The 16893-nt window shown below is 70.4% G+C and carries 18 protein-coding genes and 1 tRNA gene; 11 read left to right on the forward strand and 8 right to left on the reverse strand.

Annotated features, from left to right (window positions below; genetic code table 11):
* The first annotated feature begins 261 nt into the window (after nt 1–261).
* Nucleotides 262–2223, forward strand: a complete 1962-nt coding sequence (locus HUT18_RS10015; RefSeq protein WP_254878513.1) for a bifunctional diguanylate cyclase/phosphodiesterase — start codon at nt 262–264, stop codon at nt 2221–2223.
* A gap of 154 nt (nt 2224–2377) precedes the next feature.
* Nucleotides 2378–2854: a DUF1203 domain-containing protein gene (locus HUT18_RS10020; RefSeq protein ID WP_217710478.1), complete on the forward strand. Its 477-nt coding sequence runs from the start codon at nt 2378–2380 to the stop codon at nt 2852–2854.
* Nucleotides 2855–2873: 19 nt separating this feature from the next.
* Here HUT18_RS10020 and HUT18_RS10025 read toward each other — a convergent pair whose 3' ends face one another.
* The 3 genes from HUT18_RS10025 to HUT18_RS10035 all read right to left on the reverse strand — a co-directional run bounded on the left by HUT18_RS10025 (nt 2874) and on the right by HUT18_RS10035 (nt 5386).
* Entirely contained in the window at nt 2874–4004 is a 1131-nt protein-coding gene (locus tag HUT18_RS10025; protein WP_176104407.1) for an LLM class flavin-dependent oxidoreductase, read from the reverse strand.
* A gap of 242 nt (nt 4005–4246) precedes the next feature.
* Nucleotides 4247–4744, reverse strand: a complete 498-nt coding sequence (locus HUT18_RS10030; RefSeq protein WP_176099692.1) for an FBP domain-containing protein — start codon at nt 4742–4744, stop codon at nt 4247–4249.
* A gap of 141 nt (nt 4745–4885) precedes the next feature.
* On the reverse strand, nt 4886–5386 hold the full coding sequence (locus HUT18_RS10035) for a hypothetical protein (protein ID WP_176099693.1): 501 nt from the start codon (nt 5384–5386) through the stop codon (nt 4886–4888).
* 369 nt (nt 5387–5755) lie between these two features.
* Here HUT18_RS10035 and HUT18_RS10040 point away from each other — a divergent pair, with 369 nt between their 5' ends.
* Entirely contained in the window at nt 5756–6544 is a 789-nt protein-coding gene (locus HUT18_RS10040) for a helix-turn-helix transcriptional regulator (protein WP_254878965.1), read from the forward strand.
* On the forward strand, nt 6541–6723 hold the full coding sequence (locus HUT18_RS10045; RefSeq protein ID WP_176099695.1) for a DUF397 domain-containing protein: 183 nt from the start codon (nt 6541–6543) through the stop codon (nt 6721–6723). Before HUT18_RS10040 ends, HUT18_RS10045 begins: the two co-directional genes overlap by 4 nt.
* A gap of 60 nt (nt 6724–6783) precedes the next feature.
* Here the strand turns inward: HUT18_RS10045 and HUT18_RS10050 are convergent, their stop codons facing one another.
* Both HUT18_RS10050 and HUT18_RS10055 read right to left on the reverse strand, forming a co-directional pair.
* The gene (locus HUT18_RS10050; RefSeq protein ID WP_176099697.1) at nt 6784–7521 is read right to left on the reverse strand and encodes an aspartate/glutamate racemase family protein; all 738 of its coding nucleotides are present in this window, start codon (nt 7519–7521) and stop codon (nt 6784–6786) included.
* A 28-nt stretch (nt 7522–7549) separates the two neighbouring features.
* The gene (locus tag HUT18_RS10055; RefSeq protein ID WP_176099699.1) at nt 7550–8446 is read right to left on the reverse strand and encodes a decarboxylase; all 897 of its coding nucleotides are present in this window, start codon (nt 8444–8446) and stop codon (nt 7550–7552) included.
* 289 nt (nt 8447–8735) lie between these two features.
* On the opposite strand from HUT18_RS10055, the gene HUT18_RS10060 reads away from it, so the two are divergent.
* Nucleotides 8736–9731, forward strand: coding sequence for a D-2-hydroxyacid dehydrogenase (locus HUT18_RS10060; protein ID WP_176099700.1), 996 nt, complete (start codon nt 8736–8738; stop codon nt 9729–9731).
* A gap of 28 nt (nt 9732–9759) precedes the next feature.
* Nucleotides 9760–11193, forward strand: coding sequence for an amidase (locus HUT18_RS10065; protein ID WP_176099702.1), 1434 nt, complete (start codon nt 9760–9762; stop codon nt 11191–11193).
* 35 nt (nt 11194–11228) lie between these two features.
* Here the strand turns inward: HUT18_RS10065 and HUT18_RS10070 are convergent, their stop codons facing one another.
* Both HUT18_RS10070 and HUT18_RS10075 read right to left on the reverse strand, forming a co-directional pair.
* Nucleotides 11229–11981 (reverse strand): YqjF family protein, encoded by a 753-nt coding sequence (locus HUT18_RS10070; RefSeq protein WP_176099704.1) that lies wholly within the window; start codon nt 11979–11981, stop codon nt 11229–11231.
* 171 nt (nt 11982–12152) lie between these two features.
* Nucleotides 12153–12656, reverse strand: a complete 504-nt coding sequence (locus HUT18_RS10075) for a DUF3830 family protein (RefSeq protein WP_176099706.1) — start codon at nt 12654–12656, stop codon at nt 12153–12155.
* 117 nt (nt 12657–12773) lie between these two features.
* On the opposite strand from HUT18_RS10075, the gene ehuB reads away from it, so the two are divergent.
* The 5 genes from ehuB to HUT18_RS10100 all read left to right on the forward strand — a co-directional run bounded on the left by ehuB (nt 12774) and on the right by HUT18_RS10100 (nt 16100).
* Nucleotides 12774–13703, forward strand: coding sequence for an ectoine/hydroxyectoine ABC transporter substrate-binding protein EhuB (ehuB, locus tag HUT18_RS10080; protein ID WP_176099708.1), 930 nt, complete (start codon nt 12774–12776; stop codon nt 13701–13703).
* A complete protein-coding gene (gene ehuC / locus HUT18_RS10085) occupies nt 13700–14437 on the forward strand; it encodes an ectoine/hydroxyectoine ABC transporter permease subunit EhuC (RefSeq protein ID WP_176099710.1) in 738 nt (245 codons plus the stop codon). Before ehuB ends, ehuC begins: the two co-directional genes overlap by 4 nt.
* A complete protein-coding gene (gene ehuD / locus HUT18_RS10090; RefSeq protein WP_176099712.1) occupies nt 14434–15081 on the forward strand; it encodes an ectoine/hydroxyectoine ABC transporter permease subunit EhuD in 648 nt (215 codons plus the stop codon). The genes ehuC and ehuD overlap by 4 nt, the downstream gene beginning before the upstream one ends.
* A 34-nt stretch (nt 15082–15115) precedes the next feature.
* Entirely contained in the window at nt 15116–15886 is a 771-nt protein-coding gene (ehuA, locus tag HUT18_RS10095; protein WP_176104409.1) for an ectoine/hydroxyectoine ABC transporter ATP-binding protein EhuA, read from the forward strand.
* A gap of 140 nt (nt 15887–16026) precedes the next feature.
* Nucleotides 16027–16100 (forward strand) — tRNA-Lys (locus tag HUT18_RS10100).
* A 97-nt stretch (nt 16101–16197) separates the two neighbouring features.
* Here HUT18_RS10100 and HUT18_RS10105 read toward each other — a convergent pair.
* Entirely contained in the window at nt 16198–16737 is a 540-nt protein-coding gene (locus HUT18_RS10105; protein WP_176099714.1) for a DUF3592 domain-containing protein, read from the reverse strand.
* Nucleotides 16738–16893 lie beyond the last annotated feature (156 nt).

Genomic DNA, 16893 nt, shown 5'->3' on the forward strand with positions numbered 1-16893 from the left:
CGGGAACACCCGGGGGCGCGCACGGCGCGCGGGTAACGCGTATGCCACCGACCGTGTACGGAAACGGAATCCATGGGCCAGGGTTGACGAACCGTGCGGGTCACGGCTGGAACGCGCCGGTGAGCAACCTCTATGATCGGCACACTTTCCCGGCGGTGTCGGCGTGAGTCACCGGCGCACCGAGCCGCCACTCAGCGACATCGATGCGACCGAATCCGATCCGACCCGATCCGAGAAACGACAGCACTGCGGGAGTCAGTGGTGAGCGGAACGTCCGAAGGACCTGCCGTCGCGGCGGCCCCCGACCGCTCTCCCGTCATGTCGCACGCGGCGACGGTCCCGCACCGCGCCGCCTTCGCAGCGGCCCCGCTGGCCCTCGCCGTCGTCGACCACCAGGGTCTGGTGATCGACGCCAACCGGGCCTTCCACTCCCTCTTCGGTACGCACACCGCCGAGGACGGGCCGGGCGGGTCGGTCGAGTCGGGCGGGTCGGCAGGACCGGTCGCCCACCACCCCAACTCCCCCGCCCCCGAGGCCCGTTCGGACTCCGCGGCCGACGCGGACACTCCGGGCGGCCGAGCCGGTACGCACCGGACCCCGGCCCGCCGTCTGGTCGCCGCCGAGCTGCTCGACCTGGCCTCGGACAACCGCACCTGGCAGGCGTACCGCGAGGTGCTGCGCGGCGCGCAGACCCGGCTGCGCTGCACCCGGCGCTTCAAGCACTCCGACGGGCACTCGCTGTGGGCGCAGGTGAGCGTGTCCCCGCTGAGCGGCGGCGAGGAGCCGGGCGTGGCCCTGGTCTCGGTCACCGACATCAGCGCCCGCCGCGACCTCCAGGCGAGGCTGCGCCACCTGCAGATGCACGACCCGGTGACCCGGCTGCCCAACCGCGCCCTGTTCTTCGAACGGGTCACGGCCGCCCTGGAGACCAGTGGCTACGCGGACCTGGGCACCGGCCGGATCGGCCTGTGCTACCTGGACATCGACGGGTTCAAGGCGGTCAACGACACCCTGGGCCACCGGGTCGGCGACCAGCTGCTCGCCGCGGTCGCCGAGCGCCTCACCCGCTGCGCGGACCGTACCGGCTACACGCGTAGCGGCGTACCGCTCGTCGCACGGCTCGGCGGGGACGAATTCGCCCTGCTCGTCGAGGAGTCCACGGGCACCGAGCAACTCGCCGATCTCGCGCAGTCCGTACTCTCGGCCGTCCAGGAACCCTTCGAACTCGGCGGCCAGCGGCTCGCCGTCTCCGCCTCGATCGGGGTGGTGGAACGTCCCGCCGAGGGCACCACCGCGACCGAACTCATGCAGGCCGCGGACACCACGCTGTACTGGGCCAAGGCCGACGGAAAGTCCCGCTGGACCCTCTTCGACCCGGAGCGCAACGCCCACCGGATGACCCGTCAGGCCCTCTCCTCCACGCTGCGCCCGGCCGTGGACCGCGAGGAGTTCGTCCTTGAGTACCAGCCGCTCGTCGGGCTCGGCGACGGGGTGCTGCACGGGGTCGAGGCGCTGGTGCGCTGGCGGCATCCGCAGTTCGGTCTGCTCACGCCGAATCGGTTCATCTCCCTTGCGGAGGAGGACGGTTCGATCGTGCCGCTCGGCCGCTGGATCCTGCGTACCGCCTGCCGCCAGGCCCGCCGCTGGCAGCTGGAGCATCCCGACACCCCGCCCGTGTACGTCAGCGTGAATGTGGCGGTGCGCCAGGTCTGGGACTCCGACCTGGTCGCCGATGTCGAGCAGATCCTCGCCGAGACCCGACTCCCGTCCCATCTCCTGCAGTTGGAGCTCACCGAGTCCGCCGTGATGGGCTCCACCGGGCGCCCCCTGGAGACCCTGCGCGCCCTGCGCGACCGGGGCGTCCGCATCGCCATCGACGACTTCGGCACCGGCTACTCCAACCTCGCCTACCTCAGCCGCCTCCCGGTCTCCGCCCTCAAACTGGACGGCTCCTTCGTCCGCGGCTTCCGCTACCCGGACCACACCGACCCCACCGACGACGCCGTGCCCAACCCCGCCGACGAGGTCGTCGTCGAGGCCATGGTCCAACTCGCGCACCGCCTCGGCCTGACCGTCACCGCCGAATGCGTGGAGACCGCGGACCAGGCGGCCCGCCTGCACCGCGTCGGCTGCGACACCGGCCAGGGCTGGCTGTACTCACGGTCGGTCGCCCCGGAACGGATCGGGCAGATGCTGGGAGCGGGGGCTCGGCTCAAGGTCTGAGCCGACCCGTAAGTCGGCGCGAAATCAGGGCCGTTGGCCTCGGTGCGCAATCAGGGCCGTTGGCCTCGGTGCGCAATCAGGGCCGTTGGCCTCGGCCCAGCGCGACGTCCGATACCCGCCAGCACAGCACGCGCGTCGCCGGAAGCCTGGAAGGGTGACCGCGACATCGACCACCACATTCCGTATCCACGCGCTCTCCGCCCGGACACTGGCCGAGGTGCGCGCCAGTGGCGCCGACGCCATGGGGATCCCCGCCGAGCACCGCGTCGCCGAGGGGGGTGAGCCCCTCCGCTGCTGCCTTCGGGACGCGGGGCCCGGCGACCGACTCCTCTTGTTCGGCTACGAACCCCCACTTCCGGCCAGCCCGTACCGCGAGAGAGGGGCCGTGTTCGCCCATGCGGAACCCTGCGCGGGCCTCACCGACGACGCCGCCTACCCACCGCAGTGGCGCGGGCGGCCCCAGGTGCTGCGGGCGTACGACGCCCGTGGCTGGATCCACGAAGCGACCACGCACGACGGCCGGGACCCGGAAGCGGTGATCGCCGAACTGTTCGCCGATCCCGAGGTGGTGCGGATCCACAGCCGCAACATCGCCTGGGGCTGCTACATGTTCGCCCTCACCCGCCCGTGACGCCGCCGGGCGGGTGCGCTCACTGTCCGCCCGGCAACTCGTAGGCGTCCGCGACCAGTTCGTACGAGCGCAGGCGCAGTTCGCCGCTGTGGCCGTTGGCGGTGAGCATCAACTCGTCGGCGCCGGTGCGCTTTTGGAGGGCGTCGAGTCCGTCGCGGACCTCGTCGGGGGTGCCGTGGATGACGTTGGAGTTCCAGCTCTCCACGAACTCCTGTTCCAGAGCGTTGAATTGGTGCGCCTCGGCCTCTTCCGGGGTGGGGATCAGACCCGGGCGTCCGGTGCGCAGACGGACCATGTTCAGTGCCGCCGCCCGGACTTGGCGTGCGGCTTCCCTCGCGTCGTCGGCGGCGAAGGCGGAGACACCGATCAGGGTGTACGGGGCGTCGAGTACCGCGGAGGGGCGGAAGGCCTGGCGGTACAGGTCGAGGGCCGGGACGGTGTTGTGGGCCGAGAAGTGGTGCGCGAAGGCGAAGGGCAGTCCGAGCATTCCGGCCAGACGGGCGCTGAAGCCGGAGGAACCGAGCAGCCACACGGGCGGCCGCGCGGGCGACTGCACCCCGCCCGGCGCACTGCCCTGTACCGGACCGGGCACGGCGTGGATGCGGGAGTACGGGTGCCCGTCGGGGAAGTCGTCGTCGAGGAAGCGGACGAGCTCGGCGAGCTGCTCGGGGAACTCGTCGGCGCCTTCGGAGAGTTGGGCGCTGCGGCGCAGTGCGGCGGCGGTCGCGCCGTCGGTGCCCGGTGCCCGTCCGAGACCGAGGTCGATCCGGCCCGGGGCCAGTGCCTGAAGGGTGCCGAACTGCTCGGCGATGACCAGCGGCGCGTGATTGGGCAGCATCACCCCGCCCGAGCCGAGCCGGATGCGCTCGGTGTGCGCGGTCAGCCGGGCGAGGATCACCGCCGGGGAGGAGGAGGCGACCCCGGGCATCGAGTGGTGTTCGGCCACCCAGTAGCGGTGGTAGCCACGGCGCTCGGCGAGCTGGGCGATGCGCACGCTGGTGGCCAGCGCGTCACTGGCCGTACGCCCGGCTCCGACGGTGACGAGGTCGAGCACCGAGAGCGGCACCGGGGCGGTGCCGTGCGCGGTGCCCCGGATCTCGTCACGGGTGTCGTCACGGGTGTCGACGTGATCGGACGCATCGCCGCGCACGTCCGTTGCCGACTCTCCCGCCGTGCCCGCTGTGCGCGCCGCGCCCGTCGAGGCCTTCGCGTCCCTCGCGCCCCTAGCGTCCTCGCCCACCCTGCCGCCTCCTGTGCCGCGTCGCGTCGTCCGTACCGTCCGTACCGTCCATGGCGTACGTACGGTCCGTACCGTCCACCGGTACCGTCCGTCGTCGTACGAACGGGAGGGGCTCCCCGCTTATTCCTGTCACTCCTGGCGAGGGCGAGCGATCAGTCCCGCAGCCGGTCGAGGAAGGCGAAGAGATTGCGCTTCGTGCGCTCGATCTGCTCTTCCAGGCTGAGGGACTCCTCGAAGCGTCCGCCGCCCGGCGCCGGGGTCTTCTTGCCGCGCAGATAGAGCGAGCAGGCCAGGTCGGTGCACATGTACAGACCCGCCGAGTTTCCCTCGCGTCCCGCCTTGCCCGCCTTGGGCGCGGTCATCAGGGAGACGCCGTCGGTGGGGTGGGTGGTGAGGCACAGGCCACACATACTGCGCCGGAGCTGACCGCGCGCCCGGGCCGGGAAGCGCAGCGCGACCCCGGTGAGCACCCCGTCCCGCTCGACGACCAGCGCACATCGCTCGGGCGCCGCCGGATCGCGCCACCCGAGGAAGTCCAGGTCCTCCCACGGCTGTTCGGGCAGTCCGCGCGGCAGGGCCATGCGCTGTGCCTCGCCCTTGGAGCAGTTGACGAAGGAGGCGCGGATGGCCTTCTCGGTGAGGGGTTCCATGGCGGGGAAGCTATTCCGCCTGGATGTATGAGGCAAATGGTTAACGCGGGCGCCCCCGGACGGCGCCGCGCCCCTCCGTCACCCGTCCATGCCTCTCTTCATGTCTCAGGTCACGTCTCAGTCCATGTCTCAGGTCACGTCTCAGTTCATGTCTCCGTCCCCCTCCTCGTCCCGGCCCGTCAGCTCCAGCGGCATCAGCACCTGCTCGTCCTCGTAGAACCGGGTGTGGCAGCTGAAGCGGGGCGGCGCTCCCTGGACCCGGTCGGCCTGGTGGCTCAGCCAGCGGAGCAGTTGCTCGAGGAGCCCGAACTCGTCGCTGTGCACGACCTGGCGGGAGGAGAGCGCCCAGCCCGGGCGGCTTTCGCCCTCTCGGAAGGCGAGTTCGGCGAAGGTGATACCGCCGATCCTGGGATCGGCGGGGCCCCGCTGGGTCAGCAGTGGGTACCGGTCGATCTCCCACTGGCCCTCGGGCAGCGGCTCGCCGTCCTCGTCGACCGTTGTCAGCGGCCAGTGGTCGACCACGATCGGGAACTTCTCGGGGCACGACCCCTGCCCGAAGTGCCAGCGGAGTTCGGCCAGTTCCTCCTCGGTCAGGTCGGCGGGGAGTTCGGCGGTGATGAGTACCTCATGAAGATCTGCCACCCGGCCGAGGGTAATCAGCGCCTGTGACAGCCGGTTCGGTCTGGGGGCGCAGGGGCGCGCGTGCCGGCGGGCGACCACGTACGGGCGCACCAGCGTACGAGGCTCACCGGTGGACTTCACAGTGAACCACTCGTCACTCTGGGTGAGTTGGCAGGAGATCACCTACACACGGGGAGACGGCCGCCGATGAGCCCGAACGACGAATACGCCGCAGACCACCACAGCGGCCCGAGCGGTGAGTACGACGCGAACGACCAGAAGCACGACCGCGCGCACAAGTACGAGGAGGCGGTGGACGACGAGGCACAAGAAGACGACGAAGAGGCCCCGTCCGGACCGGGGAAACGCGAGCCCGACCCGTCCCTGAGCATGCGCACCTTCGGCGCGGTGGTGCACGCCTTAAGGGAGTTCCACGGTTACAACCGTGAGGAGTTCGCCTCACTGATCGGCTTCTCCAAACACACCGTCGCCTCGGTCGAGTTGGGCCGCCGCATGCCCGATGAGGACTTCGTCGAAGGCGCCGAGACGCACACCGGCAACACGGGGGCACTGCGCAAGTCGTCGGAGTTCCTGGCGCGAGGGGAGCCGGGGATCGCGGCGTGGTTCCAGCGGTGGGCGCGGCTGGAGAGGCGGGCGGTGAGCCTGAGTACGTACGAATGCAGGCTGGTGCCGGGGTTGTTGCAGTCGGAGGGGTACGCGCGGGCGGCGTTCGACAACAGCATTCCGCCGCTGTCCGACGAGCAGGTGGAAGCTCAAGTGGTTGCCCGTCTGAAGCGCCAGAAGCTGATCAGCGAGCGCCCTCACACTTCGTTCAGCTTCATCATCGAGGAGCACGTCGTCCGACGCCGACTGGGTGGAACCGAGGTGATGCGAGATCAGTTGGACCTGCTCCTGGCTCTCGCCGAGCTACGCAACGTGACTGTGCAGCTCATGCCGATCGACAGCCTCAGCCACGCCGGTCTCGACGGCCCACTGTCCGTACTCGAGACCGCGGATGGCAAACGCTTCGCCTACTCGGAGGGGCAGAACACCGGACGGCTGATCTCCGACGCGAAAGAGGCAGCCGTTCTGCATCGGCGGTATGCCACACTCCGCTCACAGGCCCTCAATCCCCTTGATTCCACGGGCCTGTTGAGGAGCATCAGAGGAGCGCCATGAGCGACGAGCTTGCCTGGTTCAAGTCCAGCCACAGCGGCACACAGGGTGACAACTGCATCGAAGTCGCCCTCACCGAGCACACCATCCACGTACGCGACTCCAAGGACACCACCCGCAGCCCCTTCGCCGTCCAGGCCCCGGCCTGGACCCGGTTCCTGGAGTACGCCGCACAGGGCTGAACCGCACACCGCCGACGAAGGGCCGCCGCGCATGCATCGCGGCGGCCTCGGCGCGACGGACTAGTCCCGCACCTGCACCACCGGCTCCCGCGTGAACAGCGCCCCCAGCTGCGGGGCGTTGACCCGGCGGTCCGCCAGGCGCAGGCCCTCCCAGACGGTTACCTGGTTGGCCGTGAGGAGGGGCTTGCCGAGTTCCTGTTCCACCTCGCGCAGGTGGGCCGCGGTGTGCAGGGCGGTGTCGGGCATCAGGACGGCGTCGGCCTGCGGGTGGTCGGCGGCGCGGGCCAGGGCGAAGACCTCGTCGCGGCCCCAGGTGCCGACCTCGGCGGCGGTGATGATGCCGCTGCCGCGCACCGAGAGGACCTCGGCACCGGCCGCCTTCAGGAAGTCGGCGAACAGGCCCGCCACGTCCTCGGGGTAGGTCGCGGCCACCGCGAGGCGGCGTACGCCGAGCTCCTGTACCGCGTGCGCGAAGGCGAACGACGTACTGGAGGCGGGCATGCCGGCGGCCATGGCCAGCTTGCGGACCTGTTCGTGGGCGCCGTCCCAGCCGAAGACGAAGCTGCCGCTGGTACAGGCCCACACCACGGCCTCGGCGCCGGACAGACGCAGTTCCTCCACCCCTGCCGCCAGCCGCTCGGCCGAGCCCATTTCGAGCAGCGCGTCGACCCGGTGGGCGTCCTCACCGATGTCGGTGTGGACGAGCTGGAGCCGGATGTCGCTGCCGAGGAGCTGCTCGATACGGGGGTACTCGTCCTCGGCCGAGTACCCGGGGTAGAGGAATCCGATGGCGGTCACGTGCGCCTCCTTCGTTGGCCTGACAGGGTCAGGACCACGGCGGCGGACCCTCTGGCAGGGCCCCCTCGCCGGTGGCCGGGGCCGGCGGCGCACCGGTGTCGACGGGCCCCGCCGACACGGGCCCGGTGCCGAGCGGCCCGGTGTCCAGGCGCGGCGGTTCCAGGTGCGCCGAGCCGGGGCGGGCGCTCGGGTCGAGCAGCGCCTGGTACGGCCCCACGGCACGCGTACCCAGCCTGCGCAGTGCTGCCCACATGGTGACCTGGTTGGCCGAAAGCACGGGCATCCTGAGCTCGGCCTCCAGCTGCGGGATCACGTCGTACGTGGGCAGATTCGTACAGCTGATGAAGAGGGCGTCGGCCTTTCCGGTGAACCCACTTACAGCATGCCTCGCCATGTCGACCACGTCGCGGTAGGGCACTTTCCAGATGTGCCGGGTCAGGCCCATGAAGGCCCGGCCCACGACGGTGACGCCGTCCTCGGCGAGGTACTCCTCCAGGGAGTGCGTGACGGACATGGTGTAGGGCGTGACGAGCCCGATGCGGCGGGCGTCGATTTCGTCGAGGGCTTCGAGCAGGGCGCCCGAGGTGGTGACGGCCGGGACCTCCCCGGCCCTGGTCATCGCCTCGCACATGGCCTGCTCGCCCGCGCGGCCGCCGACGAAGCTGCCGGAGGTGCAGGCATAGGCGAGCACCTCGGGACCGGTCGCGCCGAGCGCGCGCACGGCCTCGCCGAGGGTCTCGTGCTCACTGACCAGACGGGCGAGGTCCAGGCTCACCTCGACCGGTACGTACGGGGTGCGGGTGACGTGCAGGGAGACCTCGTCGGGGACCCAGCGCCACAGCTCGCGATCCAGCGCGAAGTCGAACGGGGCGACAACGCCGACACCGCGCTGTGGGTGGGGACCACCCAGAAATGAGACGTCCATAGCAGGCCCCTTTTCGGGCGTGCGGAGGGCCGACCGGTTGGCCGGAATGGGAATTGACCGGCACATGCCGGGACGTCGGGACGGGGCGATGCGGATCGCGAATGGGTCCGTATTGACGAAGGTAGGGTCGGGTTGCGAGCGTGGTCAATGCTGTAGTCGATCCGCAGTTCCGAGCCGATGGAAATTACCGGTTCCCGACCCGTTCGGCGGCGCCTTCGCAGCCGTACGGAAGCAGGTTCCCGACCCCTCCTAGAGAAGCGGACCCGCATTGCGAAACGGTTTCTCGGCCATGTCCGAACAGACTCCTGAACCGACTCCCCGGCAGGCTCCCGCCGCGGATGCGCAGCCGACCGTCCTGGTACTCGACGCGCAGCCGCTGCCCCGCCTCGGCAGGCTCACCGGCCGGGCCCGTGTGCGGCACACCGACGAGGCGGGCCTGGCCGCGCTGCTGCCGTCCGCCGATGTGCTCCTGGTCTGGGACTTCCTCTCGCACGCGGTGCGCGAGGCATGGCCCGGCGAGGGGCCGCGGCCGCGCTGGGTGCACACCGCGAGCGCGGGCGTCGACCATCTGATGTGCCCCGAACTGGCCGCATCCGACACGGTGGTCACGAACGCCCGCGGCATTTTCGATCAGCCCATCGCCGAATACGTCGCCGCACTGGTATTGGCCATGGCCAAAGATCTTCCCCGGACACTGGAATTGCAGCGCGCCCGGCAATGGCGGCACCGCGAATCGGAACGCCTGTCCGGAACCCGTGCCTGTGTGGTCGGTTCCGGACCGATCGGGCGGGCGATCGCACAGACGCTGAAAGCCCTCGGAATCACCACGGCACTGGTCGGGCGCAGGGCCCGTACCGGCATTCACGGCCCCGAGGAGCTGGACCGGCTGCTCGCCCGCGCGGAATGGGTGGTGTGCGCGGCGCCGCTGACCGAGGACACCCGGGGCATGTTCGACGCCCGGCGGTTCGGGGTCATGCAGCCCTCGGCGCGGTTCGTGAACGTGGGACGCGGCCAGCTCGTCGTCGAGAACGACCTCGCCGAGGCGCTGGCCAAGCGGTGGATCGCGGGCGCCGCCCTGGACGTGTTCGAGGACGAGCCGCTGCCCGAGAGCAGCCCGCTGTGGACGGCGCCGGGACTGATCGTCTCGCCGCACATGAGCGGCGACACCCTCGGCTGGCGGGACGACCTGAGCGAGCAGTTCGTGGACCAGTACGAGCGGTGGGCGGCCGGGGCGCCGCTGCTGAACGTGGTGGACAAGGAACGCGGGTACGTGCCAGGGCACTGACCACCCCATCGATCCCCCGAGGAGTGCGATGAGCGACCTCAAGGCGAGCGGCCCCAGGGCGAGTGACCTCGCCAGGCTGACGGCGGCCGAACTCGTGGCGGGCTACCGGACGGGCGAGTTCGGCCCGGTCGAGGTGACCGAGGCGGTCCTGGCGCGGATCGAGCAGATCGATCCCGTCGTCAACGCCTTCGTACGGATCCTGCCGGAGGAGGCGCTCGACCAGGCGCGCGCCTCGGAACGGCGGTGGCAGCGCGGCGAACCGGCCGGGCTGCTCGACGGGGTCCCGGTCACCGTGAAGGACATCCTGTTGCTGCGCGGCGCGCCCACGCTGCGCGGCTCGCGCACCGCGCAGACGCAGGGCAGCTTCCCGGAGGACGCGCCCTCGGTGGCCCGGCTGCGCGAACACGGCGCGGTGTTCGCCGGGAAGACGACCACCCCGGAGTTCGGCTGGAAGGGCGTCACCGACTCGCCGCTGTCCGGCGTGACCGGCAATCCGTACGACCCGCTGCGGACCGCGGGCGGCTCCAGCGGCGGCAGCGCGGCGGCCGTGGCGCTCGGCTGCGGGCCGCTGTCGCTCGGCACGGACGGCGGCGGCTCGGTGCGCATCCCGGCCTCGTTCAGCGGGATCTTCGCCTTCAAGCCGACGTACGGGAGGGTGCCGCTGTATCCGGCGAGCGCCTTCGGCACGCTCGCGCACGTGGGCCCGATGACCCGGGACGCCGCCGACGCGGCCCTGATGATGGACGTCATCTGCGGCCCCGACGCACGCGACTGGTCCCAGCTCGGACCGGTGGCGGGCGGCTTCCGCGAGCAGCTCGGCGGCGGGGTGCGCGGGCTGCGGATCGCGTACTCGCCGTCGTTCGGCGGGCAGGTGGACGTACGGCCGGACGTCGCGGCGGTGGTACGGCGGGCCGTCGAGCAGCTCGCGGCGCTCGGCGCGCACGTGGAGGAGGCCGACCCCGGCTTCGCGGACCCGGTGGCCGCCTTCCACACCCTGTGGTTCAGCGGGGCGGCCCGGGTGGTGGAGCATCTGCCGCCCGAGCGGCGGGCCCTGCTCGACCACGGGCTGCGCGAGATCTGCGAGGAGGGCGCCGCGCACAGCGCGCTCGACTACCTCGCCGCGGTGGACGTACGGATGGACCTCGGCCGCCTGATGGGCGCCTTCCACCAGGACTACGACCTGCTGGTCACGCCGACCCTGCCGCTCACCGCCTTCGAGGCGGGCGCGGAGGTGCCCGGCGGTTCCGGCCTCACCCGCTGGACCGGCTGGACCCCGTTCACGTACCCGTTCAACCTCACCCAGCAGCCCGCGGCCAGCGCGCCGGTCGGCCTGGGCTCGGACGGGATGCCGGTGGGCCTCCAGTTGGTGGCGGCACGGCACGAGGACGCACGGGTGCTGCGGGCGGCGCATGCGTTGTACGAGGCCGGGGTGGCGGGGGTGGCGGAGAGTACGGCGGTGTGAGGGGCCGGGGCGCCTCACGAGTCGAGCGGTGAGGGCTAGGGAGTCGGGATTCCCGCCGGGCGGGCCGGGCGGCCGAGACGGACCGGTACGCCCGGGGACCACAGGACGCTCGCCGGGGCCTGGGTCGGGGCGGGGAAGCCGGCCGCCTCGACCAGGTTCTCCTCACAGGTGAGCAGTTCGGCCCGGTGCAGCGGCCAGCGCGGGTGGTGGTTGGGCAGATAGGCCGCGCCGCCGAAGAAGGCGTTGTGCATGCCCCAGCGGGCGGTGAGGAAGTGCTCGAGCTCCGTCGGCTCGGCGATGGGCTCCCCGGGGCGTACGACGAGACGGCTGTGCGCGCCGCGGGGCCCCGGCCAGCGCCGGGAACTGGTGTAGGTCACCGTGTCGCCCACGGTGCGGACCGTCATCCGCGACCACAGATAGGGCAGCCGGAAGCCGAGCCTGCCCATCACCACCGGGATCAGTCGTGAAGCGTCCATGGACCGGAAGACGACGCCGCGCCGCCCGTGCGAGTCCACCGAGTACAGCCGCACATTGGTCTCCGGGAAGGTCCCGAGATACGGCACCCCGGGCAGGCCGAGCCAGCCGACCCGGTGCATCCGGAAGGCGACCAGGCCGACGTAGGCGGCACCCTCGTGCAGATCCGGGACGGTGCCCTCGGGCAGCAGCGGCGCCACGAGCTCGGGGGCGACGGCCCAGTGCACGAAACAAAGGTCGAGCCACTGCTGGGTCAGCAGTGGCACGGGTATGAGGCCGGGGGCATCCGGGGTCACGGCTTCGGGCGGGTGCACGCCGAAAGAATGGCACAGGGGTCACGGCGCCGGGAGTGCGCGCGGGCGCCAGGGCCCTTACCCTGCGCCCGGCGCTCACTGGTCACGACCGCCCGCGCACCCCGGGACCCGCACGCCCTCTTGCGCCGCCGGGCGCCCGGGGGCGTACGCGGGCGCCCGGTCCGGCCGTGCTCACACTCGCCGGAAGGTGAGTGATTCGCCGAGCGCCCCCGCCCGCCACAGGTCCTGGCAGGCGTCGGCCATCCGGTCCAGGCCGTCCACCACGCTGCCCCAGACGATGCCCGGGATCCACCCGAGGTCGCCGTTGAGCAGCAGGTTGTTGCGCTCGTAGAAGAGGGCGAGGTCGACCACGGCGGCGCCCGCGCGCACATCGCCGCCCGCCTGGTTGTAGCCGTAGGACTTGGTGCCCAGCTGGGTTCCGTTGAAGGAGAAGTAGCACAGGTCTCCCGGAATGGGCGTCACGGTGGGATTCTCCAGTGGGGGCTCTTCACTCGCGAAAGGTTCAAAAAGCGCGTAAATCTCGTTACGCGCGTACTTCGCGTGATACACGTCCCCGCCCAACGGGAGTGCGTCCCACACCGCGGCACAGGTGAGGGGCGCGCGGTCGTCGAGCAGCTTCGCAGTGCAGTGCACACCGCGCTTGGCAAGGGAGACCTCGATGAATCGCTCAGTCATGGCCCCAGTCATGAACCCAATGTGCCCCCGGGGTCAAGGGTGCGGGGAGTGTCCCGCGTGTCATGGGGGCCGAAAGTGATCCGCATACTCCGCATGAGTCGGGGTAGCCGCGCGCCCATGGCTCCGACTTCGGAAAGACAACATCGAGAACCGGGCGGTATACGCCGGCGGTCGCTGTTCGCGGGGGCAGCAGCGCTCGGCATGGTGGCCGCCGTGGGCGCGGCGGGCTGTACCCGCGTCCCGGACGAAGGGACGGTGGAGGGCGGCGACCTGCTCGAACGCCTCCGCGACTCCGGGACCGTGAAGATCGGAATCGCCGGTGAAGTGCCCTACGGCTACATCGACGAGGACGGCGACGCGACGGGCGAGGCCCCGGCGATCGCGAGGGTGATCTTCAAGCGCCTCGGGATACCCAACATCAAGGCGGTGCCGACCCAGTTCGGCGCGCTCATACCCGGCCTGAAGGCACAGCAGTTCGACGTCGTCTCCGCGGGTATGTACATCACCCCGGTCCGCTGCGAGCAGGTGCTCTTCTCGGACCCCGACTACCTCATGCTCGACGCCTTCATCGTCCGCAAGGGCAACCCGCACGGCATCAAGTCCTACGAGGACATCGCCAAGAAGGGCCTGAAACTGGCGAGCGGCACGGCCTACGCCGAGATCGCCTACGCCGAGGCCGCGGGCGTCAAGAGCGTCCTCGAACTGCCCGACCAGGTGGCCGGGCGCGACGCCGTCGCCCAGGGACGGGTGGACGCGTTCGCCGGTACCAACGTCACCGTCAAGGACGTGGTCAAGGGCAACGGCCGGGTCGAGGCCACCGAGGCCTTCCAGCCCGTGGTCGACGGCAAACCGGCCTACGGCGCTGGCGGCTTCGCCTTCCGGCTCACCGAGAAGAACTTCCGCGACGCCTTCAACCGGGAGCTGCACAAGCTCAAGAAGAGCGGCGAACTCCTGCGGATCGTCAAGCCGTTCGGCTTCACCCAGGAAGAGATGACCGATCTGACGGTCCCGGACCTGTGTCCGCCGGGCAAGGGAGCCGCCCAATGATGTCCTCGGAGTTCTTCTGGGAGTGGTTCCTGCCGGGCATCTGGATCACCATCCAGGTCACCCTCTACAGCGCGGCGCTCGCCGGAGTCGTCGCCTTCGCCATCGGCACCCTGCGCACCTCCCGGCTGTGGATCGTGCGCTTCCTGTCCGGTGCGTACTTCGAGATCTTCCGCGGCACCTCGGCCCTGGTGCTGATGTTCTGGATGGCCTTCGCACTGCCGATCATGCTGCGCATCCAGTTCGTACCGATGGCGGCCGGTGTCCTCGCGCTCGGACTGACCTACGGGGCGTACGGCTCCGAGATCGTCCGCGGCGCGCTCGCCGCCGTACCGCCCGCCCAGCGCGAGGCGGGCATCGCGCTGAACTTCTCGCGCTCCCAGCGGCTGTGGAAGATCGAACTCCCGCAGGCCTGGCCCGAGATGGTGCCGCCGTTCAACAACCTGCTGATCGAGCTGCTGAAGGGCACCGCCCTGGTGTCCACCATCACGGTCGCCGACATGACCTTCGCGGGCGGTCTGCTGCGCCTGGCCAAGGGCGACAGCGCGCCGATCTACACGCTGCTCCTGGTGCTGTACTTCATCCTCGCCTTCCTGCTCACGCGCGGTATGCGGGTCGTGGAGCGGCACGCGAAGAGGCGGGTCGGCCAGGTCCCCGAGAAGACCGGTTTCTTCAGCGGACTGCGTGAGAAGTCGGCGACCGACGCCCTCACCGGCAGCACGGGGGGTGTCAAGTGAGCTGGAACTGGGACAACGTCGATGCCTTCATGCCGCTCTTCTGGGACGGCGTCATCGTCACCCTCAAGGCGCTGTTCTTCGGCACCCTGATCGCCTTCGCCCTCGGTCTGGTCTGGGCGATCGCGAAGCGCTCGGACCAGAAGTGGATCAGCTGGCCGGTCTCGGCCGTCACGGAGTTCATCCGCAACACCCCGCTGCTCGTCCAGCTGTTCTTCCTGTTCTACGTGGTGCCCGAGTGGGGCCCCTCGATGTCGCCGCTCACCACCGGCATCGTGGGCCTCGGCCTGCACTACTCGACGTACACCGCGGAGGTCTACCGGGCGGGCATCGACGGTGTGCCGATCGGCCAGTGGGAGGCCGCGACCGCGCTGAGCCTGTCGAAGCGCCGCACCTGGACCGCGGTCATCCTGCCGCAGGCCATCCGACGGGTGATCCCCGCGCTCGGCAACTACGTCGTGGCGATGCTGAAGGACTCCCCGATGATCGCGACCATCGGCGCGCTGGACATTCTGGGCGAGGCCCAGAGCTACAGCCAGGAGACCTTCACCACGGAGGCCCTCACGGTCGTCGGTGTGGCCTTCATCGTCATCGCCTACCCCGCTTCTCTTCTTCTGCGAGCCCTGGAGCGTCGTCTTGTCCGCTGACACCAACCTCACCAAGGACCAGCCGAATCCGGCGGTGGACGGCAGCGAGCTGATCCGCTTCGACAAGGTCACCAAGCGATTCGGCAGGAACGTCGTCCTCGACGAGCTGGACTTCTCCGTGAACTCCGGCAAGCACGTGACCCTGATAGGCCCCTCCGGATCGGGCAAGACCACGATCCTGAGACTCCTGATGACCCTGCTCACGCCCGACGAGGGCACGATCAAGGTCGGCGGCGAGTACCTCACCCACGAGCAGAAGAACGGCAAGCTGGTCGCGGCCGGCGAGAAGCACGTGCGCGAGGTCCGCAAGAACATCGGGATGGTCTTCCAGCAGTTCAACCTGTTCCCGAACATGAAGGTGCTGCGCAACATCACCGAAGCACCGGTCAGCGTCCTCGGCCTGCCCAAGGACGAGGCCGAGCAGCGCGCCCGCGAGCTCCTGGACATGGTCGGCCTCGGCGACAAGATCGACGCCTACCCGACCCAGCTCTCCGGCGGCCAGCAGCAGCGGGTGGCCATCGCCCGCGCCCTGGCCATGCGCCCGCAGGTGCTGCTCCTGGACGAGGTCACCTCCGCCCTCGACCCGGAGCTGGTGGCGGGGGTCCTCGACGTCCTGCGCGACATCGCCCACACCACCGACATCACCATGCTCTGCGTCACGCACGAGATGGGCTTCGCCCGGGACATCTCCGACCAGGTCCTGATGTTCGACTCGGGCCGGGTCATCGAGTCCGGTACGCCGGAGAAGATGTTCAGCGACCCGGAACACGAGCGGACCAGGGAGTTCCTCAGCGCGGTGCTCTGAGCACCACCCCGTACGCACGGAGCCATCGGGGCCCCGGCGTCCGCGCGCCTGCCGCCCTCCAGCGGCGGGTCCGCGGACGCCGGGGCCCTCGCCGTCCGGTCCGGAGCACCCGCCCGGACCAGGTACTATTACCGAGTCACGCGCCGCTAGCTCAGTTGGTTAGAGCAGCTGACTCTTAATCAGCGGGTCCGGGGTTCGAGTCCCTGGCGGCGCACAGTGAACGGAAGGCCCCTCGTGAGAGCGAGGGGCCTTGTTCGTGTGAGCGGGGTTCGGGCGGGGTGCCCCCGGCGGGGCGGTGACCCGCGCGCGCCTCAGGGCTCGACGCCCCATTGCCCGTCGCCCCATTGCCCGTCGTCCCAGGGGTCGCCGGGTGCGTTCCAGGAGTCGCCGGGTATGTGAGGGTCCTGCGGCCCGGAGTCGAAGGGGGACATGGTCGCGATGCCGAAGAAGACCGCCCCGAACACGACGACCGTGGTCAGCACGAGGGCGACTCGGGCGACGTTGACCGCCGTACCGGGCGGCCTGGCGGTGGCCCGTGCGGGATACGTGGAGTCGTAGCGCACCATCACCACATCGCCCTCGATCACACTCCCCGGGCCACCGGTCTCCTCGAACCGCACCGGCGTGCCCGCCCCGGTCCAGAACTCGTAGACGTGGTGCAAGTGCGTGCGCACCCCGTGGTTCCTGCCTCCGCCGCTGACGGTCGTGAACGTGCGTATGCACCGGCCCTCCGCCAACACCCCGTGGCGCCACAGGCGTTGCAGCACGAACGCCCGGTGCAACTCCATGGTGGCGAAGGCGCCCATCATCAACAGGCCCAGCAAAGGCACTGCCAGGAAAAGCAGTTCCATGTCTCCCCCTCGTACTCGGCTGGACATCCGTCCCACCACACCGCCTGGTCAGGGCGGCTCTGACGGGTACGTACCCAGCACGGAGGGGGCCGCGCCTCAAGTAATCCTCAGAGTTTCCGGCCGCGAATCCACCGCCGGTGGACCACCAATGTGCGG

Source organism: Streptomyces sp. NA04227 (assembly GCF_013364195.1).
Lineage (GTDB): Bacteria > Actinomycetota > Actinomycetes > Streptomycetales > Streptomycetaceae > Streptomyces.